Source organism: Pleomorphomonas diazotrophica (assembly GCF_002844595.1).
Taxonomy (GTDB): domain Bacteria; phylum Pseudomonadota; class Alphaproteobacteria; order Rhizobiales; family Pleomorphomonadaceae; genus Pleomorphomonas; species Pleomorphomonas diazotrophica.
Map to the genome: position 1 here is coordinate 46,332 of NZ_PJNW01000008.1, position 24,911 is coordinate 71,242.

Annotated in this window: 26 protein-coding genes and 1 tRNA gene; 16 read left to right on the plus strand and 11 right to left on the minus strand. The window is 65.3% G+C overall.

Annotation, left to right across the window (positions count from 1 at the left end):
• Positions 1-141: 141 nt before the first annotated feature.
• Positions 142-1,824, minus strand: a complete 1,683-nt coding sequence (locus CXZ10_RS11390) for a methyl-accepting chemotaxis protein (RefSeq protein WP_101289345.1) — start codon at positions 1,822-1,824, stop codon at positions 142-144.
• Between the two features lie 220 nt (positions 1,825-2,044).
• On the minus strand, positions 2,045-3,913 hold the full coding sequence (gene htpG, locus CXZ10_RS11395) for a molecular chaperone HtpG (RefSeq protein ID WP_101289347.1): 1,869 nt from the start codon (positions 3,911-3,913) through the stop codon (positions 2,045-2,047).
• 172 nt (positions 3,914-4,085) lie between these two features.
• On the opposite strand from htpG, the gene CXZ10_RS11400 reads away from it, so the two are divergent.
• The 6 genes from CXZ10_RS11400 to CXZ10_RS11425 all read left to right on the plus strand — a co-directional run bounded on the left by CXZ10_RS11400 (position 4,086) and on the right by CXZ10_RS11425 (position 6,636).
• A complete protein-coding gene (locus tag CXZ10_RS11400; RefSeq protein WP_244617288.1) occupies positions 4,086-4,571 on the plus strand; it encodes a UPF0262 family protein in 486 nt (161 codons plus the stop codon).
• Positions 4,572-4,609: 38 nt separating this feature from the next.
• Positions 4,610-5,125 (plus strand): arsenate reductase ArsC, encoded by a 516-nt coding sequence (locus tag CXZ10_RS11405; protein WP_101289351.1) that lies wholly within the window; start codon positions 4,610-4,612, stop codon positions 5,123-5,125.
• A 134-nt stretch (positions 5,126-5,259) separates the two neighbouring features.
• A complete protein-coding gene (infA, locus tag CXZ10_RS11410; RefSeq protein ID WP_026784394.1) occupies positions 5,260-5,478 on the plus strand; it encodes a translation initiation factor IF-1 in 219 nt (72 codons plus the stop codon).
• Positions 5,479-5,557: 79 nt separating this feature from the next.
• Entirely contained in the window at positions 5,558-6,187 is a 630-nt protein-coding gene (locus CXZ10_RS11415; protein ID WP_101289353.1) for a Maf family nucleotide pyrophosphatase, read from the plus strand.
• Positions 6,187-6,375 (plus strand): DNA gyrase inhibitor YacG, encoded by a 189-nt coding sequence (gene yacG, locus CXZ10_RS11420; RefSeq protein ID WP_101289355.1) that lies wholly within the window; start codon positions 6,187-6,189, stop codon positions 6,373-6,375. The genes CXZ10_RS11415 and yacG overlap by 1 nt, the downstream gene beginning before the upstream one ends.
• 185 nt (positions 6,376-6,560) lie before the next feature.
• Positions 6,561-6,636: transfer RNA gene (locus CXZ10_RS11425), tRNA-Phe, on the plus strand.
• A gap of 258 nt (positions 6,637-6,894) precedes the next feature.
• On the opposite strand, the gene CXZ10_RS11430 is transcribed toward CXZ10_RS11425, so the two are convergent.
• On the minus strand, positions 6,895-7,293 hold the full coding sequence (locus CXZ10_RS11430) for a RidA family protein (RefSeq protein WP_101289358.1): 399 nt from the start codon (positions 7,291-7,293) through the stop codon (positions 6,895-6,897).
• Positions 7,294-7,453: 160 nt separating this feature from the next.
• Here CXZ10_RS11430 and CXZ10_RS11435 point away from each other — a divergent pair, with 160 nt between their 5' ends.
• Both CXZ10_RS11435 and copM read left to right on the plus strand, forming a co-directional pair.
• On the plus strand, positions 7,454-8,047 hold the full coding sequence (locus CXZ10_RS11435) for a TetR/AcrR family transcriptional regulator (RefSeq protein WP_101289359.1): 594 nt from the start codon (positions 7,454-7,456) through the stop codon (positions 8,045-8,047).
• A 309-nt stretch (positions 8,048-8,356) separates the two neighbouring features.
• Positions 8,357-9,766, plus strand: a complete 1,410-nt coding sequence (gene copM / locus CXZ10_RS11440; RefSeq protein WP_101289361.1) for a CopM family metallochaperone — start codon at positions 8,357-8,359, stop codon at positions 9,764-9,766.
• Here the strand turns inward: copM and CXZ10_RS11445 are convergent.
• The 3 genes from CXZ10_RS11445 to CXZ10_RS11455 all read right to left on the minus strand — a co-directional run bounded on the left by CXZ10_RS11445 (position 9,742) and on the right by CXZ10_RS11455 (position 11,607).
• Positions 9,742-10,479, minus strand: a complete 738-nt coding sequence (locus CXZ10_RS11445; protein WP_101289363.1) for a siderophore-interacting protein — start codon at positions 10,477-10,479, stop codon at positions 9,742-9,744. The two genes, copM and CXZ10_RS11445, sit on opposite strands and share 25 nt — an antisense overlap.
• A gap of 133 nt (positions 10,480-10,612) precedes the next feature.
• Positions 10,613-11,194, minus strand: coding sequence for a general stress protein (locus CXZ10_RS11450; protein WP_244617287.1), 582 nt, complete (start codon positions 11,192-11,194; stop codon positions 10,613-10,615).
• 68 nt (positions 11,195-11,262) lie between these two features.
• Positions 11,263-11,607: a hypothetical protein gene (locus CXZ10_RS11455; protein ID WP_101289367.1), complete on the minus strand. Its 345-nt coding sequence runs from the start codon at positions 11,605-11,607 to the stop codon at positions 11,263-11,265.
• A 343-nt stretch (positions 11,608-11,950) separates the two neighbouring features.
• On the opposite strand from CXZ10_RS11455, the gene CXZ10_RS11460 reads away from it, so the two are divergent.
• Together CXZ10_RS11460 and CXZ10_RS11465 are read left to right on the plus strand one after the other, a co-directional pair.
• On the plus strand, positions 11,951-12,427 hold the full coding sequence (locus tag CXZ10_RS11460; protein WP_244617286.1) for a sigma-70 family RNA polymerase sigma factor: 477 nt from the start codon (positions 11,951-11,953) through the stop codon (positions 12,425-12,427).
• 245 nt (positions 12,428-12,672) lie between these two features.
• Positions 12,673-13,179, plus strand: coding sequence for a ferritin-like domain-containing protein (locus CXZ10_RS11465; RefSeq protein WP_101289369.1), 507 nt, complete (start codon positions 12,673-12,675; stop codon positions 13,177-13,179).
• 84 nt (positions 13,180-13,263) lie between these two features.
• On the opposite strand, the gene CXZ10_RS21545 is transcribed toward CXZ10_RS11465, so the two are convergent.
• The 3 genes from CXZ10_RS21545 to CXZ10_RS11475 all read right to left on the minus strand — a co-directional run bounded on the left by CXZ10_RS21545 (position 13,264) and on the right by CXZ10_RS11475 (position 15,508).
• Positions 13,264-13,410, minus strand: coding sequence for a hypothetical protein (locus CXZ10_RS21545; protein ID WP_180335959.1), 147 nt, complete (start codon positions 13,408-13,410; stop codon positions 13,264-13,266).
• A 222-nt stretch (positions 13,411-13,632) separates the two neighbouring features.
• Positions 13,633-14,439 (minus strand): BON domain-containing protein, encoded by an 807-nt coding sequence (locus CXZ10_RS11470; protein ID WP_101289371.1) that lies wholly within the window; start codon positions 14,437-14,439, stop codon positions 13,633-13,635.
• Between the two features lie 181 nt (positions 14,440-14,620).
• A complete protein-coding gene (locus CXZ10_RS11475; protein ID WP_101289373.1) occupies positions 14,621-15,508 on the minus strand; it encodes an SDR family oxidoreductase in 888 nt (295 codons plus the stop codon).
• Between the two features lie 272 nt (positions 15,509-15,780).
• Here CXZ10_RS11475 and CXZ10_RS11480 point away from each other — a divergent pair, with 272 nt between their 5' ends.
• The 5 genes from CXZ10_RS11480 to CXZ10_RS11500 all read left to right on the plus strand — a co-directional run bounded on the left by CXZ10_RS11480 (position 15,781) and on the right by CXZ10_RS11500 (position 21,687).
• Positions 15,781-16,278, plus strand: coding sequence for a YciE/YciF ferroxidase family protein (locus CXZ10_RS11480; RefSeq protein WP_101289376.1), 498 nt, complete (start codon positions 15,781-15,783; stop codon positions 16,276-16,278).
• Between the two features lie 327 nt (positions 16,279-16,605).
• On the plus strand, positions 16,606-18,153 hold the full coding sequence (locus CXZ10_RS11485) for a putative bifunctional diguanylate cyclase/phosphodiesterase (RefSeq protein ID WP_101289378.1): 1,548 nt from the start codon (positions 16,606-16,608) through the stop codon (positions 18,151-18,153).
• A 144-nt stretch (positions 18,154-18,297) separates the two neighbouring features.
• Positions 18,298-18,909 (plus strand): glutathione S-transferase, encoded by a 612-nt coding sequence (locus tag CXZ10_RS11490; protein ID WP_101289380.1) that lies wholly within the window; start codon positions 18,298-18,300, stop codon positions 18,907-18,909.
• Between the two features lie 113 nt (positions 18,910-19,022).
• Complete coding sequence (locus CXZ10_RS11495) at positions 19,023-19,892, plus strand: SMP-30/gluconolactonase/LRE family protein (protein ID WP_101289382.1); 870 nt, start codon at positions 19,023-19,025, stop codon at positions 19,890-19,892.
• A 28-nt stretch (positions 19,893-19,920) separates the two neighbouring features.
• Complete coding sequence (locus tag CXZ10_RS11500; RefSeq protein ID WP_101289384.1) at positions 19,921-21,687, plus strand: IlvD/Edd family dehydratase; 1,767 nt, start codon at positions 19,921-19,923, stop codon at positions 21,685-21,687.
• Between the two features lie 11 nt (positions 21,688-21,698).
• Here CXZ10_RS11500 and CXZ10_RS11505 read toward each other — a convergent pair whose 3' ends face one another.
• The gene (locus tag CXZ10_RS11505; protein WP_244617285.1) at positions 21,699-22,415 is read right to left on the minus strand and encodes a FadR/GntR family transcriptional regulator; all 717 of its coding nucleotides are present in this window, start codon (positions 22,413-22,415) and stop codon (positions 21,699-21,701) included.
• Between the two features lie 206 nt (positions 22,416-22,621).
• Between CXZ10_RS11505 and CXZ10_RS11510 the strand changes: the two genes are divergently transcribed.
• On the plus strand, positions 22,622-23,584 hold the full coding sequence (locus CXZ10_RS11510) for an aldose epimerase family protein (protein WP_101289388.1): 963 nt from the start codon (positions 22,622-22,624) through the stop codon (positions 23,582-23,584).
• Between the two features lie 115 nt (positions 23,585-23,699).
• Here the strand turns inward: CXZ10_RS11510 and mmsB are convergent, their stop codons facing one another.
• Positions 23,700-24,893 carry a multiple monosaccharide ABC transporter permease gene (gene mmsB, locus CXZ10_RS11515; protein WP_101289390.1) on the minus strand — a complete coding sequence of 398 codons (1,194 nt, stop codon included), beginning with the start codon at positions 24,891-24,893 and terminating at the stop codon, positions 23,700-23,702.
• Between the last annotated feature and the right edge of the window lie 18 nt (positions 24,894-24,911).

Sequence of the window (24,911 nt, forward strand, 5' to 3'; positions counted from 1 at the left end):
TCTCCCTGTCTGCCACGGAATTTGCTTCCGTGGCAAAAGGATAGACCCGGCCGATGCAACCAGCAACGCGCCAAAGTGCGAGACTCGCAGGCAAAACGCGCGGCCGGAGCCGCGCGCTTGAGATGGGATCTTCGCTTGGTTTCAGGCGGCCCTGAGCCCCTTCACGAAACTGGTAACCTCCGCCTTCAGGTTGGCCGCTTGCGTCTGCAGCGCGCCGGAGAGCCCCATCAACTGCGTTGCCGCCGAGCCGGTCATTTCGGCGGCGGTGCCGACGCCGGCGATGTTCTCGGTCACGCCGCTCGCTCCGGTGGCCGCTTTCTGGGTGTTGCCGGCGATCTCCGTCGTTGCCGCCCCCTGTTCCTCAACCGCGCCGGCGATCGACTGAGTCACCTCTCGGATGGTGCCGATGGTCGACACGATCAGCGATATGCTGTCGACGGTAATGGACGTGGCCGCCTGCATTTCCTGGATCTTGCGGGCGATTTCCTCGGTGGCCTTGGCGGTCTGGCCGGCGAGGTTCTTGACCTCCGAGGCGACGACCGCAAAGCCCTTGCCCATCTCGCCGGCTCGTGCCGCCTCTATGGTGGCATTGAGGGCGAGAAGGTTGGTCTGCTCGGCGATGGCGCGGATCAGCTCCACCACCTCGCCGATGCCCTGGGCCGAGGCGGATAGCGTCTTGACGTTTTCGCTGGACCGCTGCGCCTCGACGGCGGCGTTCCGGGCAATATCGGCCGACCGCGTCACCTGCGAGGTGATCTCGCGCACCGAGGCCGACAGCTCCTCGGTGCCGGCCGCCACCGTTTCCACGTTTTCGGAAGCGGTCTCGGCAGCGCCGGCGACAGCCTGGGCCTGTCGGCTGGTCTCCTCGGCGGTGGAGGCGAGATTGCGTGCGGCGTCGGCCACCTCGCCCGAGGATTGGACGAAGCCTTCGGCCAGCGCGCCCATCGCCGTCTCGAAATGGTCGGCGATGGCGGCGCGCTCGGCGACGAGCCGTTCCCGGTTGCGGGCTTCCGCTTCGGCGCCGGCAAGTCGCAGCCGCTCTGTCTCCATCAGGCCATCGCGGAACACCGTCAGCGTGGCGGCCATCTTGCCGATTTCGTTCTTCGCGTCGGCGTGGGGGATCGAGGTCGAGAGATCGCCGCCGGCGATGCCGCCCATGGCGGCGGTAATCCGATGCAGCGGCCGGACCACGCCATAGAAGACGAAGGCCAGCGCGCCGAGCGCCAGGACGATGCCGGCGGTGACGGTGGCGGCGGTGAGCGCAAAGGCGCTCCGATAGTCGGCCACCGCCTCGGCCTGCGCGATGGCAGTCTCAGCGTTGATCTGGTCGATGCCCGACTGCAGGGCGGCGATGACGGCGTTGAACGGCGGCTGCGACGCCTTGTTGAGAATGGTCGAGGCCGCGTCGGCCTTGCCGTCGACCATGTTCTGGTAGATGTCGTTGTGCATCTGAACGTAGGTCGGCCAGTTGGCCTTGAAGGCGGCCAGAACCTCCTGCTGCTTCGGCAGGTCGGCGATCAGGCCGGAATACTCGCCCACCGCCTTCTCGACGTCGGCGATCGACTGGTCGGCGAGGTCCTTGGCCTTCTGGCGCTCGCCGGCGTCGGTGATCTGGGCGAGGCGCGCCGAGCGGACACGCAGGCGCGTCGTCGCGTAGCGGATTTCTCCGAGGCTCCTGACCAGCGGCAGCTTGTGGTCGGCGAATTCGCTGATCCGTTCGTTGGCGGCCGACAGTTGCGAGACGGCGACCCATCCGAGGCCGCAGGTCATCAGCAACAGTGCGATGATGGTCGCCATCAGCGAAGTCTTGAGGGAAATGGTCATGAAAGCCCCCGAGCAAAATGCATCGGCGGTGTATTACATGCTTGCTTTGTTAATTAAGGATTTCGATTTGGCAGAGGCAGAGAATACTACGTGTTTTGCTTGATATCGACCGCATGTTCCCGACCCTTCTCATGGAAACATGCAGGAAGCACAAAGTATTTGGAAGCCTGAACGGGGCGGACGGAAAGGCCCATCCGCCCCGCTGCCGTCAGATGGCCCGTCAGGCGAGGCTCTTTTCGAGAAGCGACGCGACGGAGGCCGCGAAGGCCGCCGGGTCGCTCGGCGCCTCGCCGTCGAGGATGCGCGCCTGCCCGACGAGGAGCGGCGCCGCCGCCTTCACCGCTGCCGTATCGCCGGCGGCCGCCTTGGCCGCCAGCGCCTTGATCAGGCTGTGTCCCGCGTTGAGCTCCAGCACCGGCTTGCCGAGGGCAGACTTGCCTTCCTGGCGGGCGACCAGCTTCTCGGTCATGCGGTCGAGGCCGAAGTCGGAGGCGACGAGGCAGACCGGGCTGGTGGCGAGGCGTGCCGAGGTGCGGACGTCGGCGACGTCGTCCTTCAGCGCCTCCTTCAGGGTGGCAACGAGACCGGCCACCTCGGCGCCCGGCTTGTCGGCCTTGTCCTCTTCGAGCGGCTTAACGTTGTCGAGGTCGGCTTCGCCCTGCGTCACCGACTTGAAGGGCTTGCCCTCGAAGCCGAGCGCGGTGCGCACCCAGAAGGCGTCGACCGGATCGGTGAGGAGCAGAACTTCGAGGCCGCGCGCCGCGTATCCTTCGAGATGCGGCGAGGCCAGCACCTGCTTCTCGTCCTCGCCGAGGGCGTAGTAGATCGCCGTCTGGTTTTCCTTGAAATCCTTGACGACGTCGGCGAGCGACCGCCAGCTGTCGCCCGACGTGGTGGTCTTGAAGCGCACCACCTTGAACAGCTCGTCGCGGCGTTCCGGCGCCTCGTAGAGGCCTTCCTTGATCACCGCGCCGAAGGACGCCCATACCTTCTGGAACAGGTCGGCGTCGGTCTCGGCCAGCTTGGAGAGTTCGCTGAGCACGCGGCCGGTGACGCCCTTGGCGATCGTCTCCAGCACCGGGTTCTTCTGCAGCATCTCGCGCGACATGTTGAGCGGCAGGTCTTCGCTGTCGATCACGCCGCGCACGAAGCGCAGCCAGGCCGGCAGGATCTCCGCCTCGTCGGTGATGAACACCCGGCGCACATAGAGCTTCACCCGGCCCTTGCGGCTGGGGTCGAACAGGTCGAACGGCTTGTCGCGCGGCACGAACAGCAGCACGTTGTACTCCTGCCGCCCCTCGGCGCGGTAGTGCAGCGTCAGCGCCGGCTCGTCCCAGGCCGTGGCGACGTGGTGATAGAACTCCTTGTACTCGTCAGCCGTCACGGCCGACTTCGGCTTCACCCAGAGGGCCGAGCCGTCGGTCAGCTCGCGTGTTTCCTCGCCCTTGCCGAAGCGGATCGGCACCGGCACATGCGCCGAATACTCGTGGACGATGCGCTCCAGCGTGTGCTCCTCGGCGTAGGAGAGGGACTCCTCATTGAGGAACAGCTCCACCACCGTGCCGCGCGCCGGCGCATCGGCGAGATCGACCGGGGTCAGCTCGAAGGTGCCGGCGCCATCCGATTCCCAGGCCCAGGCCTCGTCGCTGCCGGCCTTGCGCGAGACGACGCGGACGCGGCCCGCCACCATGAAGGCCGAGTAGAAGCCGACGCCGAACTGGCCGATCAGCGCCTGACCCTCGGCCTTGTCGGCAAGGCCGTCGAGGAAGGCGCGCGTGCCGGAGCGTGCGATGGTGCCGAGGTTGTCCTTCAGCTCGTCATGGCTCATGCCGATGCCGTTGTCGGCGACGGTGAGCGTCTTCTTGTCCTTGTCGGCGGAGAGCGTGATGGCAAAGCCACCTTCGTCGGCGAGCTGCGGCTCGGCGATGGCGAGATAGCGCAGCTTCTCGCAGGCGTCGGCGGCGTTGGAGATCAGCTCGCGCAGGAAGATGTCCTTGTTGGAATAGACGGAATGCACCATGAGGTGCAGCAGGCGGGAAACTTCGGCCTCGAAGCTGTGACGTTCCGTTTGCGTCATGGTCTCGCTCATATGAAGGATAGGGGCCGGAAAGCCGGCGCGCGTCCGCTATGTGTTGCCGTGAAGGGCCGGAGTCAAGCGGCGTCGAGGCATGCGTAAAACTCCTGTCCGGGTCGACCTTTGCCGCCTTCGTGGGGCGGGGCGGTCGTGCTATGGCTCGACGATCATTTTGCGGAGGACAGTCGTGACCGACACCGCCACCATATCCGGGCGCCTTGTTTCGGTGACCCTCGACGCGGCTTCGATCGGCCAGATTTCGCGGGAGGTCGACCACGAGCGCCAGGTGGCGATCTTCGATCTTCTGGAGCAGAATTCCTTCGAGCCGGTGGGCGCGCCGGGTGGCGAGTTCTCCCTGCGTCTGTCGCTGGTCTCCAATCGTCTGGTGCTGCAGATTTTCCGGGGTGATGGCGAACCCGTCACCACCCACATCCTGTCGCTGACGCCCTTTCGTCGCATCATCCGCGACTATTATCTCGTCTGCGACAGCTATTACGAGGCGATCAAGGTGTCGACGCCGAGCCAGATCGAGGCGATCGACATGGGGCGGCGGGCGCTCCACGACGAGGGCGCGCAAATCCTCTCCGACAAGCTGTCGGACAAGATCCTCATCGACAAGCTGACGGCGCGGCGCCTGTTCACGCTGATCGCCGGATTGCGCTGGAAGGGCTGAGGCGGAAGCCGGAGCGCGGGCTACCAGGTTGGAGGCTCATGACGGACGACGTAGGACCAGAGACGGAGGCAAAGCAGCCCGGCGCGGTGCTGTTCGCCTGTTCGTTCAACGCGGTGCGCTCGCCCATGGCGGCGGCCATCGCCCGTCATCTGTTTCCCGGCAAGATCTTCGTCGACTCCGCCGGCGCCCGCCGCGGCGAACTCGACCCCTTCGCGGTGACGGTGATGGACGAGATCGGCCTCGACATCTCCCACCACAGGCCGCAGACCTTTGAAGATCTCGAAGACAGCAACTTCGACCTGATCGTGTCGCTCGCCCCGGAAGCCCATCACAAGGCGATCGAATACACGCGCTATAACTCCGTCGAGGCCGAATACTGGCCCACTGCCGACCCGACGCTGGCCACCGGTTCGCGCGAGCGCATTCTCGACGAGTATCGCGCCGTCCGCGACCAGCTGATGGCCCGCATCAAGGCCCGGCTGGGCTGGACGCCGGCCTTCGAGCCACGCCGCGAGGGCGTGCGCGAGGAGGGGGCGGCCGCCGAGAACGGCTGATCGAGGCGCTCCCGGATGCGACCTCCGTCCATCCGCTCGCTTTTCCCGGCGTTTTTCCGCCTGGGTGGTTTATTTTGCAGCGCATTTCGGATAGTTATCCGCCACCAAATCCCGAAAAACGGATCAATGCCCGCATGACCAAGGAAGAAGTCCTGGAGTTTCCAGGCGTCGTTTCGGAACTTCTGCCCAACGCGACTTTCCGCGTTCGTCTCGAGAACGACCACGAAATCATCGCTCACACCGCCGGCCGCATGCGCAAGAACCGCATCCGCGTGCTGGCAGGCGACAAGGTTCTGGTCGAGATGACGCCCTACGACCTCACCAAGGGCCGCATCACCTATCGCTTCAAGTGAGCGGCTTGAGGAGGCGGCCAACCGCCCCGGCTCGATCCGGGATGCGGACGGCTGTCTCCAGGCCACCGAAGGTGAGCTGATGACCAATCGTCCCGTCCTGGTTCTGGCATCTGCGAGCCCGCGCCGCGTGGCGCTGCTCAACCAGCTCGGCATCGCCCCCGATCTGCTGCTGCCGGCCGACGTCGACGAAACGCCCGGCCGGGCCGAGCTGCCGCGCCGTCTCGCCCGCCGTCTCGCCCGCGCCAAGGCCGAGGTTGCAGCCCATCGCGTGCCGCTGCAGGACTATCCGGGCCGCGAGGTGCTGGTGCTGGCCGCCGACACCGTCGTCGCCGTCGGCCGCCGCATCCTGCCCAAGGCGGAAACCTTCGCCGACGCGGAAGCCTGCATCGCGCTCCTGTCCGGCCGCACCCATCGCGTCTTCACCGGCCTTGCGCTGGCAACGCCGTCGGGCCTCCGGGAAAAGCTGGTCGAGACGCGCCTCCGCTTCAAGCGCCTGTCGTCGCAGGAGATGGCCGACTATCTCGCCTCCGGCGAATGGCAGGGCAAGGCCGGCGGCTATGCCATCCAGGGCTTCGCCGGCGCCTTCGTCGCCTCGGTGTCCGGCTCCTATTCCTCGGTGGTCGGCCTGCCTCTCCATGAAACGGCGAGCCTGCTCGAAGCCGCCCGCTATCCGGTGCGGGCGCGCTGGCTCGATGGAGCCCTCGCCTGATGGTCGCCCCGAAGGGCCCCCGCTGCCCCAATTGCGGCGAACCGACCGATCCGGCCTTCAAGCCCTTCTGCAGCAAGCGCTGCAAGGACGTCGACCTCAACAGGTGGCTGAAGGGCTCCTATTCCATACCCGTCGTCGAATACGACGATCTGCCGCTGCCCGACGACGAGGACGACGGCCGCACCTGACTTAGGCCTCGCCGGGAGACGCGGGCAGGGGTGCTCTTCGCCCTTGAAATGGCTCGCCTTTCCATTCCTTGCCGGCGTAGTTGATTTTTCCCGCCAAACCCTCTGGACAGGTCCGCGCGGACTATCTATAAGGCCCGTGCTTCGCCGTTGGGACGACACCAAACGCCCAGTGGATCGCGGCAAGTGCCTGAGTAGCTCAGTTGGTAGAGCATGCGACTGAAAATCGTAGTGTCGGTGGTTCAATTCCGCCCTCAGGCACCATCCATCTCATAAGTCATTGAAAATTAAAGATTATCGTCTTCGGAGTCCGCCTTTCATCGGGGAGGCGGAGTGATTTTGGTGGTCGTGACCGGGGCGACGCGCCTGAATCCAACTTGTCCCACTCCTTGGTGCCGGTTTGTTGCGAGGCCGGGAAAAAGCGGGTGCTCTCAGGCGAACCGGCCCGCCTTCGCGAACCGGATGCGGAAAGAACCCATTCGAGCATATTTGCCACCAACGGGTTTCTTTCCGAACTAGGGATCAAGCCGTTGCAGGAATCCTTGCGATCACCTTGATCTCGAAGTCGAAGCCGGCGAGCCAGTTGACGCCGACGGCCGTCCAGTTGGGGTAGGGGCGCTCGCTAAACACCTGCTGTTTGACGGCCATGATCGCCCCGAACTGGTTTTCCGGGTCGGTGTGGAAGGTCGTCACGTCGACGATGTCGTCGAAGGTGCAGCCGGCCGCCTCCAGCACGGCCTTCAAGTTGTCGAAGGCGAGCTGAACCTGGCGGGCGAAATCCGGCTCGGGCGATCCGTCCGGTCGGCTTCCCACCTGTCCGGACACGAACAACAGGTCGCCGGAGCGGATGGCGGCGGAGTAGCCATGGGCTTCGTAAAGGGCGTGCCGGTTGGCGGGGAAGACGGCATCACGCTGGGCCATTTCAATTCTCCTTGGATTGTCGTTGGGAAAGGGGCGGGCGCAGCCAGAAGCTTCACTTTCCGCCGCGCGTCGTTTGATATACGGTGCGTATGCGAAACTACCATATACGCGGCGTATGTCAATTTCATATACGTGGCGTATGTGAAGTGGGGGCTGGACGATGGCAAGGCGACGGCTGGAAACGATGGAGGAGAACCGCCTCAAGCTGATCGCCGCGGCGCGCAAGGCCTTTGCCGAGAAGGGCTTCTCCGACGCCTCCATGGACGAGCTGACGGCCAGCGTCGGCCTGACTCGCGGGGCGCTCTATCACAACTTCGGCGACAAGCGGGGGCTCCTCGCCGCCGTGGTCGATGAGATCGACTCGGACATGGCCGCGCGCGCCCAGGCGATCGGTGCCAGGGGCGGCGGCGGCTGGCAGGGCATGCTGGCCGAGGGCGCCGCCTATATCGAGATGGCGCTCGATCCGGAGGTGCAGCGCATCGTTCTTCTCGACGGGCCGGCGGTGCTGGGCGACCCTTCGCAATGGCCGAGCCAGGGACGCTGCCTGCAAGTGACCAAGCAGGCGGTGGAACGCCTCATCGAGGAAGGCGTCATGAAACCGGTCGATGCGGAGGCGGCGGCACGCCTCCTGTGCGGCGCGGCCCTCAACGCCGCCCTCTGGATCGCCGCGAGCGACAGCCCGGAGGACGTGCTGCCCAAAGCGGTCGAGGCCTTCCAGGCCCTGGCTTCGGGCTTTCTGGCAAAGCCGGCGTAGCCTGGAGCATCATCCGACCGGAGTGAAACGAGGATCGATGAGATGATGCTTCAAACAAGAACTTGGAGCGCCGATCTGATTCAATCAGATCGACCAGCGCTCCAGGCGTCTCGCTTCCTGTTAGGAATGATTCCAATCAAGTGCGGGCTAATGCTAACTTGAGAATAATTATCATATTTAGATAGGTCTTGATCCGTACAGTATTGCTGAAGCTCGGGCCGTTCCCGATGGGAACAGAGCTGGCACCGGCCAGTTGGGACAACGATTGTTGTCCCCAATCCGAAGGCCGAGCTTTGATGGAGAGCTGCGATGAGACCGCCATTTTCCCCAAAAAGCCTTCTTTCCCTTGCCGGCGCGACCGCGCTGCCGCTTCTCTCCGCTTCGCCGGCCGCCGCCCATGTCAAATGGTTCGCGCCCTATATCGTCGGCGCGCCGCCGCAGCCGATAGCGGCGACGCTCGGCAATATCTGGTTCTGGACCGGCATCGTCCTGGTTCTCGTCTTCTTTCTCGCCACCCGCTTCGTCGAGCGGTCGCCCGCCGGCGAAGCGATCCTGCAAGGCCTCGATCGCGCTACCGATCCGCTCTGGCTGAGGCTCGATGATTTCGTCCGCGTGGTCATCGGCGCCTTCTTCGTCGCCATCTTCGCCATCGGCGGCGTCTACCTGACGCCCGACCTCAAGACGCCGGCGGAGTGGGTGTCGTGGATGCAGCTCCTGATCGCCGCGCTGATCTTCTCGCGCCGGACCCAGCCGCTCGCCGCCGCCGGCATCATCGGCCTCTGGCTCCTGGCGCTGCGCGACTATGACATCTTCCATCTGCTCGACTATCTGGCGCTCGGCGTCGGCGTCGCCGGCTATCTGGTGCTGGAGGCGATGCCGAACCCCGATTGGCGGGCGCGCCGCTTCGAGGTGCTGCGCTGGGGCGTCGCCATCGCGCTGATGTGGTCGAGCCTTGAGAAGTTCGCCTATCCCGACTGGTTCTATCCGCTGGTCGAGGAAAAGCCCTTCCTCACCTTCGGCATGCCGCGCGACGTGTTCATCCCCATGGCCGGCGTCGCCGAGTTCACCATGGGCTTCGGCCTGATCTGGACGCCGCTGGTGCGCCGCCTGTCGGCGATCGCCCTCTTCGTCATCTTCAATGCCGCGGTCTATCCCTTCGGGCGGGTCGACCTGATCGGCCACGCCCTGATCATGGCCATCATCGTTGCCATCGCCGCCGACCGGACCCGCGAGGTGCATTTCCTGCCAGCGGTGAAGCGGGCGCTGGCCGGCGTGCCGGCCGGCCTTGCAGCGGCGTTGGTCGTGTTCGTCACCGGTTACTGGGGCCTGCATGTCGCCATCTATGGCGCCGGGGGCAACGTCGGCGCGGCACCGGCCGAGCATCTCACCCACACGCCGAATGCCGAGAATCCGCATGGCGTCACCGGCACGAGCGACGGCGTATCCGATGCCGTAAATGCCGCAGCGGCCTATCAGGCGGCCATGGATCGCATGCACGGCCCGATGATGAACGGCATTGCCGACCCCGATCCGGACGCCGCCTTTGTCCGTGGCATGATCCCGCACCATCAGGGCGCGATCGACATGGCGGAAACGGTGCTGAAGTTCGGCAAGGACCCTGAGAACCAGCATTTCGCCCGCGAGATCATCGATACGCAGACGCGGGAGATCTCTGAAATGCGCCAGTGGTTGCGTCAGAGGGGCATCGCCGAACCGTAAGGCCGGCGCCAGTATCCGGAGGTGAGAACCTGATTTCGCGGCAGGATTGCCTCGAAATGCTCGCGCAGGTCGAGCGCGGCGGCCCGCTCGGCCGCCACCCAAACCCTGGTCTCAGGGGATAGCGGCGTCTCGCGCATGGCTTTCGCCAGGAGCTGTCCGGGCGGGGCCGTGTTGCGAGGAAGGAAGTGCAGCGCGACGGCCGGCGGCGCGTCGAGGGCCAGAACGTCGCGTCTGTCGGGCACCTCGAGCCAGACGGTTCCCCGCGCCGCTCGAGGCAGGCCGGCGAGGATGCTCGCCACGGCGGGAAGGCCGGTCTCGTCGGCGCCCAGCAAGATGTCTTGCGGCGGCCAATCCAGCCTGAACCCGCGGCGCGGTCCGGATATATGAGCCCTGTCGCCGGGGCGGGCACGCCGCGCCCAGCTCGCGCAAAGGCCCCCGTGCATTGCCATGTCGATGGTGAGCGATCCGGCGCGCCGTTCGCGGACGGTATAGGCGCGGCCGTGCTTGCGGCCAGCGCCGGGTGAGGGAACATGCAGCTTGATCCACTCGGCCGGCCCTGCCGGATCCTCGTGGTCGGGCTCCAACTCCTTGAGGACGACGCGGCGCATATGTGGCGTCAGATCGAAGGCCTCGACGACAGTGACGGCCCGTCGCCGGTTGGCCCGGCGGATGGCGTCGAAGCGGTCGAGCTGATCCAGGAGATCGGCACGCATGAAGCCTCCCTCGTTCGTCCGGATGGAGCATCCGGCCGGTGAGACGCTGATGGCGATCGATAATGGAAAGGTCGGTGGGGATCTCTGCCGAGACGGCGTGTTTCGCCGTCTCGGACAAAGAAGGGTGGTTAGGTCAGCCCGGCGGCGGGCGACGGTTCAACTCGTCGGCGGCGCTGGGCTGGAGCGTCGGGTCGAAGCCCGTCCAACCGCTTTCGCGGTAGAGCTGTTCGCGCTCGGTCAGGTTGACCGGCGGCGTCTCGTCGAGGAGGCGAGCCACCAGCGCATCCTGACTGTCGTCGGTGCGCACCGTCACCATCGTGCCGCCACGGCGGATGGCTTCGGCATAGACCTCCGCCTCCTCGGGCGTCATGCCGGAGCTGGTCAGCGCATCGACGATACCGCCGGCCACGCCACCGGCCACGGCGCCGGCCGCGAGACCGGCCAGCGTCGAGACGAACCAGCCGGTCGCCACGATCGGGCCGAGGCCGGGAATGGCCAAGAGGCCGACGCCGGCCAGCGCGCCGGCGCTGCCGCCCAGTACAGCGCCGATGCCCGAACCGGCCGCGGTGGCTTCGGCGCCGTCGCTCACGCGGTTGTCCTCGCTCTCCGGCGAGATGACGGAGATGTCGTCGTTGGGGATACGGGCGGCGCGGAGCCGGTCCACCACCGCCATGGCATCGGACCATGTGTCGTAAAGTCGGGTATGCGTGCTCATGATGCTATCCTTCCCAGTTCACTGGTTTCGGGGCGGTTCGGATGACCGCCTGGCAGCCAACCGCCGCGTCACTCCGCGCTGATGGTGCCCTTGTAGTCGACCGCCACGCTGACGGTGGCGCCGTTGCGGCGCGCATGGCCGCGCCAGATACCATCCTCGGTCTGCTTGAGACCGCTGACGTCGGTGTAGCCGGCCTCTTCAAGCCAGGACTTGGCCTGCGCCTCGGTGAAGCTGTTGGCGCCCGGCTCCAGGTTGGGATTGGCCGGCGTGGTCTGGGCCGGCGGCGTGTTGGGCGCGGTCGGCGCGGCAGGGTCGGGAGCCGGGGTGGCTGGCTCGGACTGCGTGGAGGTCTGGGCAAACGCGCTGCCGGCGAAGACCAGAGCGGTGGCCATGAAGAGCGAGGCGAGTTTCATGGGGATCTCCTCGGACACTGAGAGATTGCCGGTGAAGTGGAGCCGGGAGACGGCGACCGGCCGGCAACTTTGGAGAATGGCGGGGTAGCGCTTGCGGCATTCCCGCTCCGCCTTCTCAACGTCTCGGCGCGGCAATAGTTCCAGGGGGCGGCCCGGCCGACAGCGGGAACCGTCGCTGTACGTGCCCGTCCGCGCTCGACCGAAAATCGGTCAAATGGCAAACGGGGGCGGAACCGTTTCGCCTCTGGGGAATTCAGTTGGAGGTGTTTCGTCCAACTCAGCTGGACGTCCGAACTGGGGACCGTCTGCCCGGTTCCTATCGGCTCGAAACTCAAAGCGCATCATGATGTCCGATGATATTCTCTCTTACTTGCCGGCCATGCGTGCCTTTGCGCGATCTCTATGTGGCAATGCCACGGATGCCGACGATCTGGTCCAGGAAACCCTTGTAAGAGCGATCGAAAACATCTCCAGCTACACGCCGGGTACCAATCTCCGGGCCTGGCTTTTCACCATCATGCGCAACCGCTTCTACTCCAACTGCATTAAGCAGAAGCGGGAACGGACAGGCGATGAGGATTGCGCGTCCCAGCAGCCGACGGTCTCGGCGCAGCAGGAATGGCAGGTTCGGATCAGGGAGCTGGAGAAGGCGCTGGAGGAGCTGCCCGTTCACTATCGCGAGGCCATCGTGCTGGTGGTGGTGCTGGAGGAAAGCTACGCCCGTGCCGCGGAGATCCTCGAATGCGACATCGGCACGATCAAGAGCCGCATCAATCGTGGCCGCCGCATGCTGCGCGCCGCCATGGGCGAGGAAATCTAGCCAAGCTGATGCTTCGCTTCTGCGCCAGCCAGGCCGAGCAGCGAAGCGAGGGGAATGGAACTTCTGTCGAGTTTGTCGGTTGGAATCCTCGCATGCCGCAAGGCGCGGCCAGCCGGCCAGCCCCGAAGCGAGCGGTAGCCGCAACAACGCGGTTGAGCGTCGACAATCGGCAAGAGAGGCCGTGACCTCTTTCTCTCCCCGAGACGCATGACGACCGGCAGAAACGCAACCCGAGGAGAACAACCATGGACGATATCCGCGAACACTATCTGGCTTGGCTCCGCGACGCCCACGCGATGGAAGAGCAGGCCCTCACGATGATGCGCGGCATGCTGTCGCGCCTCGAGCATTACCCCGTCCTCTGCGCGCGCATGGAAAAGCACATCGCCGAAACGGAACGGCAGGCCGAATCTCTCAGAAAGCTGCTGGAAGGGCGCGACAGCGGCACGTCGGCCGTGAAGGATGTGCTCGGCAAGGCCACCGCGCTCGGTCAGGCCCTCAGCGGCATGTTCGCCGACGACGAGGTGATCAAGGGCGCCATGGCGAGCTATACCTTCGAGCAGATGGAGATCGCCGCCTACAAGGTGCTGATCTCGACCGCCGCGGTCCTTGAAGATACGACGGCCATGGCCGTCTTCGAGGAGAACCTTGCCGAAGAGCAGGATATGGCCGACTGGCTGTTCGATCACCTTGATCAGACGACGCGGATCTTTCTTGCCCGCGACGAAGCCGGTCTCCCCGCCCGCCGCTGACCCTCGGGCACTTCCGCGCTGAAATGATCGGACAGACCGTCGCGCCCCGTGCGGCGGTCCTCTTTTTGGGCTGGCTGTGGCGCCTTAACGCGGCCGTGAAGCCTCGTCGGCCGCTTCCGCACCCTGCTGGCGATCCAGTGCCTTGCCGAGTTCGAGGGCCAGCTCGCGCAACCGATCCGGCACGGGCTCGGCGGCGATGGCGTCGAGGAGACGCCGGGCGGTCGCCCTCAACTTCGAGAGGTCATCCTCCGTCAGTTGCTCGCCGCATGGGTCGTCGGAAGGGTGATTTGAAGACATGATCGCTACAGCTTAGGCGCGCCGTCTGAACATCATGTTACCTGGCAAAGCGCGCCGCACTCCGGTTTTCCATAAAACCGCCGGATCCGGTTTCACGCAATCCCTTTTGGCGGCCCGGGCCGCTCGAGTGGCCCGGACCGGTGGGCGAACCCATACTTAAAGGTCTGTTGTCTTTGCCTTATTGACCGTTTGATCGACCATCGGGTCGCCGGCCGAACGCACACGAAGATTGTTCTGGACGTGTCTGACCCCCGCGCATTGCTCGGCGCAATCCTCGGCCGTCCGCTTGGCCTGGCGCGAGTCGACATAGCCGGTCAGCGTGACCTCGCCACCGGACACCTCAACCGTGATGTCGGACGCGTCAAGCGTGTCGTCGTCGCTGAGGCGGTCGCTGACATCCTCCTTGATCCGCTCGTCGGAACGGACATAGCCCTTCGGCCCCTTGCCGCGAAACGAGCCGGTTGATCCGGCGAACCGCCCCTCGTCCGCGCGGGCCTCGGCAGAGACATAGCGGCTGATCCAGTTGCCCCTTTGAGGCCATCCACCGCGCGGAGAGTCGCCCGGGAAGCTCTGATCATCGTGATCGTCGTAGTCTCGCTCGGTGCCCGAGCGGACGCCGTAGCCTTCGTTGAAGCGGTCCCGCCCCTCGAAGGATCGATTTCCGCCGCGGCTGCCGAGATCGGATCGTCCGGAATCCCGGCGCGCGAAGTCGAAGGCGTGACCGCCGCCGTCCCGTTCGACGCCCCGTCGAGGCGCGCCGTAATAGCCGCCGGTGTCACCCCAATCTCTTCGGCCCTCGTAGCCGCGGCGGCCACGAAAGGCCTCGTCGTCCCGGTCGAACTCATCGAAGCGCCGCCTGAGCGAGCCCGTTTCATCGTCTTGAACCCAGCGGCCGGTCAGTCGCTGACGATCGTCGTCATAGTCGCGAGAGGGGAAGTCGCGTTCGTTTCGCCCGTTTGCCATATCCTGCCTCCTCTGACCGTCTTGCGGCGCCATGTGCGCCGGTTTCGCATGACAACCAGCAAATCAGCGGATTGTTCCGGCCCGAGGGGGTGGCCGGCGTCAGGTCGAGAACGGCTCGCGCCTCGGCATTGAGCCGAGCCGGCGCGGGCCAGGTCGTCATGGAAGGGGCCTGAGTTGCGACCTAGATCAACGGCTTGCCGCCGGTGACCGCGACGGTGGCACCGGAGACGTAGCTCGACATGGGCTCAGCCAGCATCACATAGGTCGAAGCGAGCTCGACCGGCTGTGCCGGCCGCTTCATCGGATAGTTGGCGCCGAACTTCGACGTTCTTTCGCCGGACATGCTGGCCGGAATGAGCGGCGTCCACACCGGGCCGGGGGCGACGCAGTTCACGCGGATGCCCTTTTCGGCGAGCAGTTGCGCAAGGCCGCCGGTGAAGTTCTGAATCGCTCCCTTGGTCGTGGCATAGGCGAGAAGGCTGGGGCTCGGGTTGTCGGCGTTGATCGAGGCGGTGTTGATGATCGACGCGCCCGGCTGCATGTGCGGCACCGCCGCCTTGGCGAGGTAGAACATGGCGTGAATGTTCACGGCGAAGGTGCGCTGCCATTCCTCGTCTGGGATTTCATCCAGGCTCTCGAACGTGTCCTGATGGGCGGCGTTGTTGACGAGAATGTCGATCCGGCCGAACTCGTCGACAACCCGCTTGATCATGTCACGGCAATGGGCGGGATCGGCGATGTCGCCAGCGAGCTGCAGGCAGCGGCGGCCGCAGTCGGCCACCAGCCGGGCCGTGTCGGTCGCATCCTCCCGCTCTTCCAGGAAGGACAGCGCGACGTCGGCGCCTTCGCGGGCATAGGCGATGGCGACGGCCCGGCCGATGCCGCTGTCGCCGCCGGTAATCAGGGCGACCATGCCTTCGAGGCGCCCGGCGCCGCGCCAGCTCTGCTCCCCATGGTCTGGCAGCGGGTCCATCAGCTTGAAGCTTCCGGGCAGCTCCTGGGTCTGCTCAGGAAAGGGAGGCTTCGGATACTCGGGATGGCGGGGCGACGATCCGGACGAGGTAGTCATCTGTCATCTCCTTGGTGATGGTGTCGGCTGCCAAGGCCGAAGAGAAGGGCTGTGACCACGGCGGGCCTCGGCGCTTTTTGTGATGGCGATCGACATGCCGACCATCACCTCATCTGCCTGGCCTCAGGGTAGAGGTGAGGAAATCGCCAGGGCGGCCGATTGTTCCCGTCCTTTGTTCAGGTGGAGAGAAGAGATCCTCGAGGGAGGGGGAACAAATCTCCTCGTCGCTGGTTTGACTCCGGCAACCTTTCTTCCAGCGTAGAGGTAAGACCATGCCGACCAAATCGCTTGACGATCTTTTCCTGGACATGCTCAAGGACGTCTATTACGCCGAGCGCAAGATCCTGAAGGCTCTGCCGAAAATGGCCCGCGGCGCTCGGTCGCCGGAGGTTCGGGCAGCGTTCGAGAAGCACCGTGACGAGACCGAGGTTCAGGTCGAGCGCCTGCAGCAGGTATTCGAGCTCATCGGCAAGCCGGCGCGCGGCAAGACCTGCCCGGCCATCGACGGCATCGTCGAGGAGGGCGAGGAAGTCCTCGAATCTTTCGCCGGTTCCGACGCCATTGATGCCGGCCTCATCGCCACGGCCCAGGCTGTGGAGCACTATGAGATCGCCCGTTATGGCACCATGTGCCGCTGGGCGGAGCTGATCGGGCAGAAGCAGGCTGCCAAGCTTCTGAAGGAGACCCTCGCCGAGGAAGAGGCGACCGACCTCGGCCTGACGCGGATCGCCGAAAGCTCGGCCAATCAGGCTGCGCTCAAGGCGGCCTGACCGGAACGGCAGGCCTGCGATATCGGTGTGCGCCATATTCCCCCTCCCTCAGGCGGCGCACACCGGTGCGGACGGCTCCATACCCCGTGGAGCCGTCCGAATTGTATGTGAGGCACGCTGCGGGCGGCTGAAGGCTTTGTGCTTTTGAAGCCTTCAGACGAAAGCCGGGACTTGTTCAGCCGGCTATGAAGTTCCCGAGAGTGCGCGTCGCTTCCGACAAGTAACGACATCCATTTGACTTTTTGCCCGTCAGTTCAAAAGCCCGGATGGGCATTTGCGAAAAATTCATAAGGGCGCCGTAAATTTGCCTAGACATAAAGGTGAAGGATGGCGCTCGGAAAACAACTTCAGACCGCGCTGAGCGTCAGTCGGCGCGTTTCGCTGCTCGTGGGCGTGCTCGCGGCTTCCTGTCTCGCCATATCCCTGGCTTTGATGCTTGCCCGTCTTGGCACTCTGCCGTCATCCTGGCAGCCGGCGCTGTTGGCGGGCCTCGTTTCCGAAACCCTGCTGCTGCTGCTGATCGTCGTCATCGGCTTTCTGTTGATGCGCAAGAGCCTGGACCTGATGCAGGGCGAGGAGCATGCGGAAAGCTCCTCTCGGGTGGATCCCGTCACCTTGGCGCTGACGCGCGGCGACTTTCTCGACGAGTTGCGCCGCCGCGTTCAGACCGCCGGTGACCGCCGCCACGCCTACGTGATGCTCGACCTTGATCACCTCAAGGCGCTCAACGACACCTTTGGTCATTCGGCCGGCGACGAAGCGCTGGCGCAGTTGGTCCGCATCTGCCGCGACGAACTGCCCGGCGCCATCATCGGCCGGCTCGGCGGCGACGAGTTCGCCATGCTTCTTACCGACTGCTCCTCGCGCGGCGAAGTCGTGCAGGCTGTGAAGGCATTGCTCGACCGGTTGCGTCAGCCCGTTCAGATCAATGGCCGCACCATGCGCCTGTCGGCCACTGCCGGCATCGCCATGGCGCCCGACGACACGCATATCGCCTTGGAGCTGGTCAATCTCGCCGATCTCGCCCTGTACAAAGCCAAGCAGGCGCGCGGCTCGGTGCTGTCCTACAACTCGCGCATGCTGGTAGACGACCGCTATACCCGGCTGCTGACGCGCGAGCTGCGGGCGGCCATCTATCTCAACCAGCTCGACATGCACTACCAGCCGATCGTCGCCGAAGATGGCGTCGAGCAGACCGCCTTCGAGGCGCTGATCCGCTGGCACCACCCGCTGCGCGGCACCATTCCGCCAGCGGAGTTCATTTCCGTTGCCGAACAGTCGACGCTGATCGAAGAGGTGGGCGAGTGGGTGATCCGCCGCGTCATCCGCGACGCTGTCCGCTACGGACGCTATCAGTTCGGCATCAATGTCTCTGCGGTTCAGCTCAAGCAGCCGGGGTTTGCCACCTTCGTCGCCAACGAGCTGGCGGCGGCCGGCTTGCCGGCCAGCCGCCTCGTGCTGGAGATCACCGAAACCGTGTTTCTCGACTTCGGTTCGGTCGAGCGGGCCAATCTCGATGGGCTCCGGGCGGCCGGTGTGATGATCGTGCTCGACGATTTCGGTTCCGGTTTTGCGTCCTTGCAGTATCTCAGGAAGTTCCATTTCGACTGCCTGAAAATCGACAAGAGCTACGTCCACGCGGCCGGATCAAGCGACGTCGATATGACCTTTGTCACGGCGATCACCGAACTGGCGCGGGCGCTCGGCACGCGGGTGCTGGCCGAGGGCGTGGAGACCGAGGAACAGTATCTCATGATGAAGGCGGCCGGCTGCCAGCGCTTCCAGGGGTATTATTTCGGCCGACCGGCCTCTCTGTCGGAAGCGGTGGCCTCGCCGGCCCTGCAGCCGCGGGGGCGACGTGCCGTCGGCGGCTGAGACCAAGCTGGGGCAAATTGCTCACTCTGCTTCCTTTCGCTTTTGCTCTAGGCTGGTGGGCCGGCTGGATCGTCACGGCGGGTCCCTCAGGAGCCAGGGCAACCTGACCACTGCGCTGGCCGCGATTTCGCTTCGGAGGTTCCCGTGCGTCTCATCGGCATGCTCGATTCGCCCTATGTCCGCCGCACCGCACTGACGCTTGCCGCACTCGACATTCCCTTCACCCACGAACCGCTGTCGGTCTTCCGCCAATATGACGCTTTCGCCGCCATCAACCCGGTGGTCAAGGCGCCGACAGCGGTGACCGAAGACGGCCTGGTGCTGCTCGATTCCACACTGATCATCGGCTACGCCCTGAAAGCGCTCGCCGGCGACGAGGGGCTCGGACCGGTCGACCCACGGTTTGCCGCCTTGGACGTGCGTCTGACAGGGCTTGGGCTGGCCGCTTGCGAGAAGGCGGTGCAGATCGTCTACGAGCGTCAACTCCGCCCGGCCGAGAAGCGGCATCAGCCCTGGCTCGACCGGGTCGCCGGCCAGCTCCGGGCGGCACTCTCGGCCATTGAGGCCGACATCGCCGGCGCCGCCTGGCTGCTGGGACCACCGCTCAGCGAAGCCGGCATTACCCTGGCCGTGGCTGGGACCTTCATTGCCGCCATGGTGCCCGACGTGATCACCTTGACCGACTACCCACGCCTTGCGTCGCTCACCGCGACGGCCGAGGAAAGTGCACTGTTCCGGGCATGGCCACACCAGTAGATTGGTGCAGTCAAATAGTATGACTTATGGTCTCTCCGACTGGCCAAGCCGGCGTGAGAAAGCTACTGTCGTGTTCGGTGGGGGCGATGCGCCCCGCCCACGAGGGGGAACGCATGCCAACGGTTTCCGTCTTGTCCAGCCATCCCTGCCACCTTGGCGAAGGGCCGAGCTGGCATCCGGGGCGGGCCAGGGCGTTCTGGTTCGACATCCTTGACCGCAAGCTGCTGGAAATGGGGCTCGACGATGTAGCGCCCCGGATCCATGATCTCCCCTTTCATGCGACTGTCGCCGCGCGCGTCGATGACGATCGGCAGCTGATCGCCAGCGACGCCGGCCTGCATCTCCGGTCGATCGACAATGGCGCGTTGAGCGAGCTTCGGCCTTTCTGGGACGAGCGCCCCGGCACGCGCAGCAATGATGGGGCCGTGCATCCCTCCGGGGCCCTCTGGATCTCCACCATGGGCTGGCGCTTCGAACCGGGATTCGGACGCATCTGGTGGTATCGGGCCGGCGAACTCAGGCCGATCGTCGACGGGCTGACCATTCCCAACGCGATCGCCTTTTCCCCCGACGGCCGTACCGCCTATTTCTCCGACACGCTCGAACACGTCATCTACCGCCTTCCGGTCGATCCGGCGACCGGTGCTCCCACCGGTGACAGGCGAGTGTTCTGCCGCGTCAGTGGCGGCGGCCCCGACGGCGCCACGGTGGACGCCGACGGTCTGCTATGGAATGCCCGCTGGGGCGGCCACGCCATCGACGCCTACGATTCCGATGGCCACCTCGTCACGACCCTTGCGTTGCCTGCCCGGCAGGTCAGTTGCCCGGCTTTTGTCGGTCCCAAGCTCGATCGCCTCCTCGTGACGTCGGCCTTCGAGGGGTACGACGAGGACACGCGCGCCGCCGAGCCGGAGGCCGGCTTCACCTACCTTGTCGATGGTCCGTTCCGCGGTTTGCCCCCGTCGGCCGTTCTCATCGGCTGAACTTAGCGCCTTAACAGGAGGATGCTCGATGTCACGACCGCGCCGCCACAAGCTCTGGTTCGACAATCCCGACAATCCCTCGATGACGGCGCTCTATCTGGAGCGTTATCTCAACTATGGCCTGACGTTGGAGGAGTTGCGGTCCGATAGGCCGATCATCGGCATCGCCCAGACCGGCTCCGACCTGTCGCCCTGCAACCGCGTCCACCTGCGCCTTGCCGAGAGGGTGCGGGAGGGCATTCGGGCGGCCGGCGGCATCGCCTTCGAGTTTCCGGTGCATCCGATCCAGGAAACCGGCCGGCGGCCGACGGCCGCGCTCGACCGCAACCTCGCCTATCTCGGCCTCGTCGAAATCCTGCACGGCTATCCGCTCGACGGCGTGGTGCTGACCACCGGTTGCGACAAGACGACGCCGGCCCTGATCATGGCGGCGGCCACCGTCGATCTGCCGGCCATCGTCCTGTCGGGCGGCCCGATGCTCGACGGCTGGTACCAAGGGCGGCTTGCCGGCTCCGGCACCATCATCTGGGAGAAGCGGCTGCAACTTGCCACTGGCGAGATCGACTACGAAGAGTTCATCGAGGCCGCCGCGGCTTCGGCGCCGTCCGACGGGTATTGCAATACAATGGGCACCGCCTCCACCATGAACTGCCTTGCCGAAGCGCTCGGCATGAGCCTAACTGGCAATGCCGCCATTCCCGCGCCCTATCGCGAGCGCGGGCAGATGGCCTATCGCACCGGTGAGCGCATTGTCGCCATGGTCGAAGAGGACCTGCGGCCGTCGGAGATCCTGACCCGGCAGGCGATTGAGAACGCCATCGTCGTCAACTCGGCCATCGGCGGCTCGACCAATGCCCAGCCGCATATCGTCGCCATCGCCCGCCACGCCGGGGTTCCGATCGAGCCGATGGATTGGCAGACGGTCGGCTACGACGTGCCGCTGATGGTCAACATGCAGCCGGCCGGCAGCTATCTGTCCGAAGGGTTCCATCGGGCCGGCGGCCTGCCGGTGGTGATGAAGGCGCTTCTCGATCACGGTCGTCTCAATGGCGAGGCCCTTACCGTCACCGGTCGGACAATGGCCGAGAACCTCGCGCCGTTCCCGGCGCCCGATGGCGAGGTGATCAAGCCCTATGAGGCCCCGATCAAGGACAAGGCCGGCTTCATCGTGCTGAAGGGCAACCTTTTCGACGCCGCCATCATGAAGACATCGGTGATTTCCGAGGAGTTCCGCGCCCGCTACCTGTCGAGACCCGGCGCGGAGAATGTCTTCGAGGGGCCGGTCGTGGTCTTCGACGGTTCCGAGGACTACCATCACCGCATCGAGGACCCGGCGCTCGGCATCACGCCGGAGACCATCCTGGTGATCCGCTACGCCGGCCCGGTCGGCTGGCCTGGTTCGGCGGAGGTGGTCAACATGCAGCCGCCGGCCGCCTTGATCGAGCGCGGCGTCAGCGCGCTGCCCTGCATGGGCGACGGTCGGCAGTCGGGAACGTCCGGCTCGCCGTCCATTCTCAACGCGTCACCCGAGGCGGCGGTGGGCGGCGGGCTGGGCCTGCTCAAGACAGGCGATCGCATCCGTGTCGACCTCAACGCCGGCACCGCCGACGCGCTCGTCGATGCCGAGGAATGGGAGCGCCGCCGCGCCGCCTTCCAGCCGGTTTATCCGGCCAGCCAGACGCCGTGGCAGGAGCTCTATCGAGCGACGGTCGGCCAGCTTGCCGACGGCGCCGTCATGGAAATGGCGGTGAAATACCAGAAGGTGGCGGATAGCCCTCCGCGCGACAGCCACTAACTCGGGTAGCCTCAGCGATTTGCCGCCGCCGCCACACGCGCGGCGCCCGCCCGGATCGTCTCGACGATGGCCGCCGCCGCCGCCTCGCTGTCGCTGTCACCGATCGCAGTCACCACACGGCGGTGGGCGGCGCAGGAAGCGGCTTTGGCCGTGGGATCGTTGACCGGCGTGGTGATGGTAAAGGTTGCGGCGAGCGCCACCTCGATCAGTGCCGACGCTGTGCGGAAGAATGGATTGCCGCTGAGACGGGCAACGGTGAGATGGAAGTCGAGGTCGGCCGCCGCGAAGATCTCCGGCGAGGCGGTCGGCGCTTCCATGCGATCGACGATGGCGTGCAGCAAGGCGACGTCCGTCTCGCTTCGTCGCTTGGCCGCCAGTGACGCCGCCACCGGCTCCAGGGCAAGGCGGACGTCGGAGAGGTGCGCGAGCAGCTCCAGGCCGATGCCGCAGTCGAGGTGCCAGCGCAGCATGTCCGGGTCGAACAGGTTCCAACTCGTCCGCTCGACAACGCGGGTACCGACGCGCGTCTTCGGCTGGATCAGCCCCTTGGCCGCCAGCGTTTTGAGCGATTCTCTCAGCACCGTACGCGAGACGCCGAAGCGGGCCATCAGCTCGGCGTCGGACGGCAGAAGGCTGCCCTCCGGTCGATGGCCGCCGACAATCTCATGGGCGAGTTCGCGCACGATCTCATCTTGGCGCGAGCGCTTTTGACCCATCCGTCGTGTCATGAACTTCCCCACATAACCGCCCGGCGTTCCCCACGAATCACGCCTTGGCGGCCGCGCGCGAGGAGTTGGTGCGACTATGCCACAACCTTCAGGGCATGGAAGTCAGCGGAAAGGTCAACGCGGAAAAAACCTTTTGTTTTTCGCGAACTTGAGCGAGATTGGCGGATATTTTCAAGATCGCTCCAGGAGAGCGCGGGGAGAGAGGCATGACACAACCGGTTGAAGACTTCATCACGCTTGACGGTGCCGACGGCCTGAAGGCCGTCTTCAGCCCGGCCGGCGCGCAACTCGTGGCGCTCTACATTCCCACCAAGTCGGGCGGGCCGGTGCAGACGGTGATCGGCTCGTCCGGTCGTCTCGACGCCCCCGAAGGTGACAGTTGGGCCGGCGCCATCTGCGGTCGCTATGCCAACCGTATCGCCGGCGCGAGCTTCAGCCTCGACGGCGTCACCTATCACCTGCCGGCCAACGAGGGCTCCAAGCAGTTGCATGGCGGCGCCGATGGCTTCGGGCATCTCTCCTGGAAGGCCGAGAAGGCCGGCAATGAGGTAGTGTTCCGTCTCGATTCGCCGGACGGCGACATGGGGTATCCGGGGGCGCTGGAGGTCAAGGCCGCCTACGGGCTCAACGGTCACACGCTCTATCTGGAGATGACCGCCACCACGACCAAGCCGACCGTGGTCAATCTCACCCATCACGTCTACTGGAACCTGCTCGGCAAGGGCGACATCCTCGGCCACATGATGCAGATCCCGGCGAGCCGCTACACGCCGGTCAATGCCGATCTCATTCCGGTGGGGCCGCTGGCCGACGTGGCCGGCACCCGTTTCGATTTCCGCGAGAAGCGGCCGATCGCCGGCCCCTACGACCACAACTTCGCGCTCGACGCCGGCCGTGGCGCGCTGCATCTCGGTGCCCGCGCCATCGAGCCGGTCACCGGCCGCACGCTCGAGGTCTGGACCACCGAGCCGGGCATGCAACTTTACACCGGCGAGCATTTCACGCCGGCGATCAAGGCGCCGTTCTCTGAACTGTTGAAGAACGCCGGCTTCGCGCTCGAACCGCAGACCTTCCCCAACGCACCGAACGAGCCCAGCTACCCGAGCTCCGTGCTGCGCCCGGGCGAAACCTATCGCCATCGCATCGAGTGGCGTTTCTCGGGGTTCTGAGGCTTCATTCGCAGGCAAGTGAAAGGCCGCGTCGGTGACGCGGCCTTTTTTCATGACGCTCAAAAAGAAACCGGGGCCATCGGCCCCGGTTCGCTGGATTGAAGACAGATGAGCCTCAGCTCTTCTGCTTGTTGTAAAGGTCGAACACCACGGCGGCGAGCAGCACCAGACCCTTGACCATTTGCTGGAAGTCGATGCCGAGACCCATGATCGACATGCCGTTGTTGAGCACGCCCATGATGAAGGCGCCGACCACCGCGCCGGTGATCTTGCCGACGCCGCCGGTCGTCGAGGCGCCGCCGATGAAGCAGGCGGCGATGACGTCGAGCTCGAAGCCGTTACCGGCCTTGGGCGTCGAGGAGTTGAGGCGGGCGGCGACGATCAGGCCGGCGAAGGCGGCGAGAACGCCCATGTTGATGAAGGTGTAGAAGCTGAGCCGGTCGGTGTTGATGCCGGAGAGCCGCGTCGCCTTCTCATTGCCGCCGAGCGCATAGATGCGGCGGCCGATGGTCGTGCGAGTGGTGACGAAGGTGTAGAAGGCGATCAGCACGCCCATGATCACCAGGATGTTCGGGAAGCCCTTGTAGGTCGAGAGCTGGTAGCCGAGGTAGAGCATCACCGAGACGAGCACGACGTTCTGCGCGAGGAAGAAGGCGAAGGGCTCGACTTCGATGCCGTGCGATTCGTTGATCTTGCGGCTGCGCCAGGACAGGAAGACCAGGAGCGCCGGAATGGCAACGGTCAGGATGATCGAGGTGGAGTGCAGGCCGCCCATGTCGAAGATATCGGGCAGGAAGCCGGTCGAGAGCTTCTGGAACTCGGTCGGGAACGGGCCGATGTTCATGCCCCCGAGGAGCCAGAGGGTGAGGCCGCGGAACACCAGCATGCCGGCCAGCGTCACGATGAACGCCGGGATATGGTGATAGGCGATCCAGTAGCCCTGCGCCGCGCCGATGGCCGCGCCGAGCAGGAGGCAGACGAGCGAGGTCGTCCAGGGATCGATCTTGTAGTTGACCATCATGACCGCGGCGACGGCGCCGATGATGGCAACGATCGAGCCGACGGAAAGGTCGATGTGCCCGGCGACGATGACCAGCAGCATGCCCAGCGCCATGATGACGACGAAGGAGTTCTGCAGCACCAGGTTGGTCAGGTTGACCGGGCGGAACAGCACGCCGCCGGTGATGATCTGGAACAACACCATGATCACGACGAGGGCGATCAGGATGCCGTAGTCGCGCATGTTCTGCCGGAGGAAGACGGCAAGCGACGGCGATGCCGTCTGGGTGGCTTCGTTGGGCGTATTCATCAAACCTTCTCCCCCGAG

What these genes read in the sequence shown, in the direction of transcription:
- CXZ10_RS11390 (WP_101289345.1), bottom strand. Translation starts at nt 1,824, where the DNA reads ATGACCATTTCCCTCAAGACTTCGCTGATGGCGACCATCATCGCACTG.
- htpG (WP_101289347.1), bottom strand. Translation starts at nt 3,913, where the DNA reads ATGAGCGAGACCATGACGCAAACGGAACGTCACAGCTTCGAGGCCGAA.
- CXZ10_RS11405 (WP_101289351.1), top strand. Translation starts at nt 4,610, where the DNA reads ATGACGGACGACGTAGGACCAGAGACGGAGGCAAAGCAGCCCGGCGCG.
- infA (WP_026784394.1), top strand. Translation starts at nt 5,260, where the DNA reads ATGACCAAGGAAGAAGTCCTGGAGTTTCCAGGCGTCGTTTCGGAACTT.
- CXZ10_RS11415 (WP_101289353.1), top strand. Translation starts at nt 5,558, where the DNA reads ATGACCAATCGTCCCGTCCTGGTTCTGGCATCTGCGAGCCCGCGCCGC.
- yacG (WP_101289355.1), top strand. Translation starts at nt 6,187, where the DNA reads ATGGTCGCCCCGAAGGGCCCCCGCTGCCCCAATTGCGGCGAACCGACC.
- CXZ10_RS11430 (WP_101289358.1), bottom strand. Translation starts at nt 7,293, where the DNA reads ATGGCCCAGCGTGATGCCGTCTTCCCCGCCAACCGGCACGCCCTTTAC.
- CXZ10_RS11435 (WP_101289359.1), top strand. Translation starts at nt 7,454, where the DNA reads ATGGCAAGGCGACGGCTGGAAACGATGGAGGAGAACCGCCTCAAGCTG.
- copM (WP_101289361.1), top strand. Translation starts at nt 8,357, where the DNA reads ATGAGACCGCCATTTTCCCCAAAAAGCCTTCTTTCCCTTGCCGGCGCG.
- CXZ10_RS11445 (WP_101289363.1), bottom strand. Translation starts at nt 10,479, where the DNA reads ATGCGTGCCGATCTCCTGGATCAGCTCGACCGCTTCGACGCCATCCGC.
- CXZ10_RS11450 (WP_244617287.1), bottom strand. Translation starts at nt 11,194, where the DNA reads ATGAGCACGCATACCCGACTTTACGACACATGGTCCGATGCCATGGCG.
- CXZ10_RS11455 (WP_101289367.1), bottom strand. Translation starts at nt 11,607, where the DNA reads ATGAAACTCGCCTCGCTCTTCATGGCCACCGCTCTGGTCTTCGCCGGC.
- CXZ10_RS11460 (WP_244617286.1), top strand. Translation starts at nt 11,951, where the DNA reads ATGATGTCCGATGATATTCTCTCTTACTTGCCGGCCATGCGTGCCTTT.
- CXZ10_RS11465 (WP_101289369.1), top strand. Translation starts at nt 12,673, where the DNA reads ATGGACGATATCCGCGAACACTATCTGGCTTGGCTCCGCGACGCCCAC.
- CXZ10_RS11470 (WP_101289371.1), bottom strand. Translation starts at nt 14,439, where the DNA reads ATGGCAAACGGGCGAAACGAACGCGACTTCCCCTCTCGCGACTATGAC.
- CXZ10_RS11475 (WP_101289373.1), bottom strand. Translation starts at nt 15,508, where the DNA reads ATGACTACCTCGTCCGGATCGTCGCCCCGCCATCCCGAGTATCCGAAG.
- CXZ10_RS11480 (WP_101289376.1), top strand. Translation starts at nt 15,781, where the DNA reads ATGCCGACCAAATCGCTTGACGATCTTTTCCTGGACATGCTCAAGGAC.
- CXZ10_RS11485 (WP_101289378.1), top strand. Translation starts at nt 16,606, where the DNA reads ATGGCGCTCGGAAAACAACTTCAGACCGCGCTGAGCGTCAGTCGGCGC.
- CXZ10_RS11495 (WP_101289382.1), top strand. Translation starts at nt 19,023, where the DNA reads ATGCCAACGGTTTCCGTCTTGTCCAGCCATCCCTGCCACCTTGGCGAA.
- CXZ10_RS11500 (WP_101289384.1), top strand. Translation starts at nt 19,921, where the DNA reads ATGTCACGACCGCGCCGCCACAAGCTCTGGTTCGACAATCCCGACAAT.
- CXZ10_RS11505 (WP_244617285.1), bottom strand. Translation starts at nt 22,415, where the DNA reads ATGACACGACGGATGGGTCAAAAGCGCTCGCGCCAAGATGAGATCGTG.
- CXZ10_RS11510 (WP_101289388.1), top strand. Translation starts at nt 22,622, where the DNA reads ATGACACAACCGGTTGAAGACTTCATCACGCTTGACGGTGCCGACGGC.
- mmsB (WP_101289390.1), bottom strand. Translation starts at nt 24,893, where the DNA reads ATGAATACGCCCAACGAAGCCACCCAGACGGCATCGCCGTCGCTTGCC.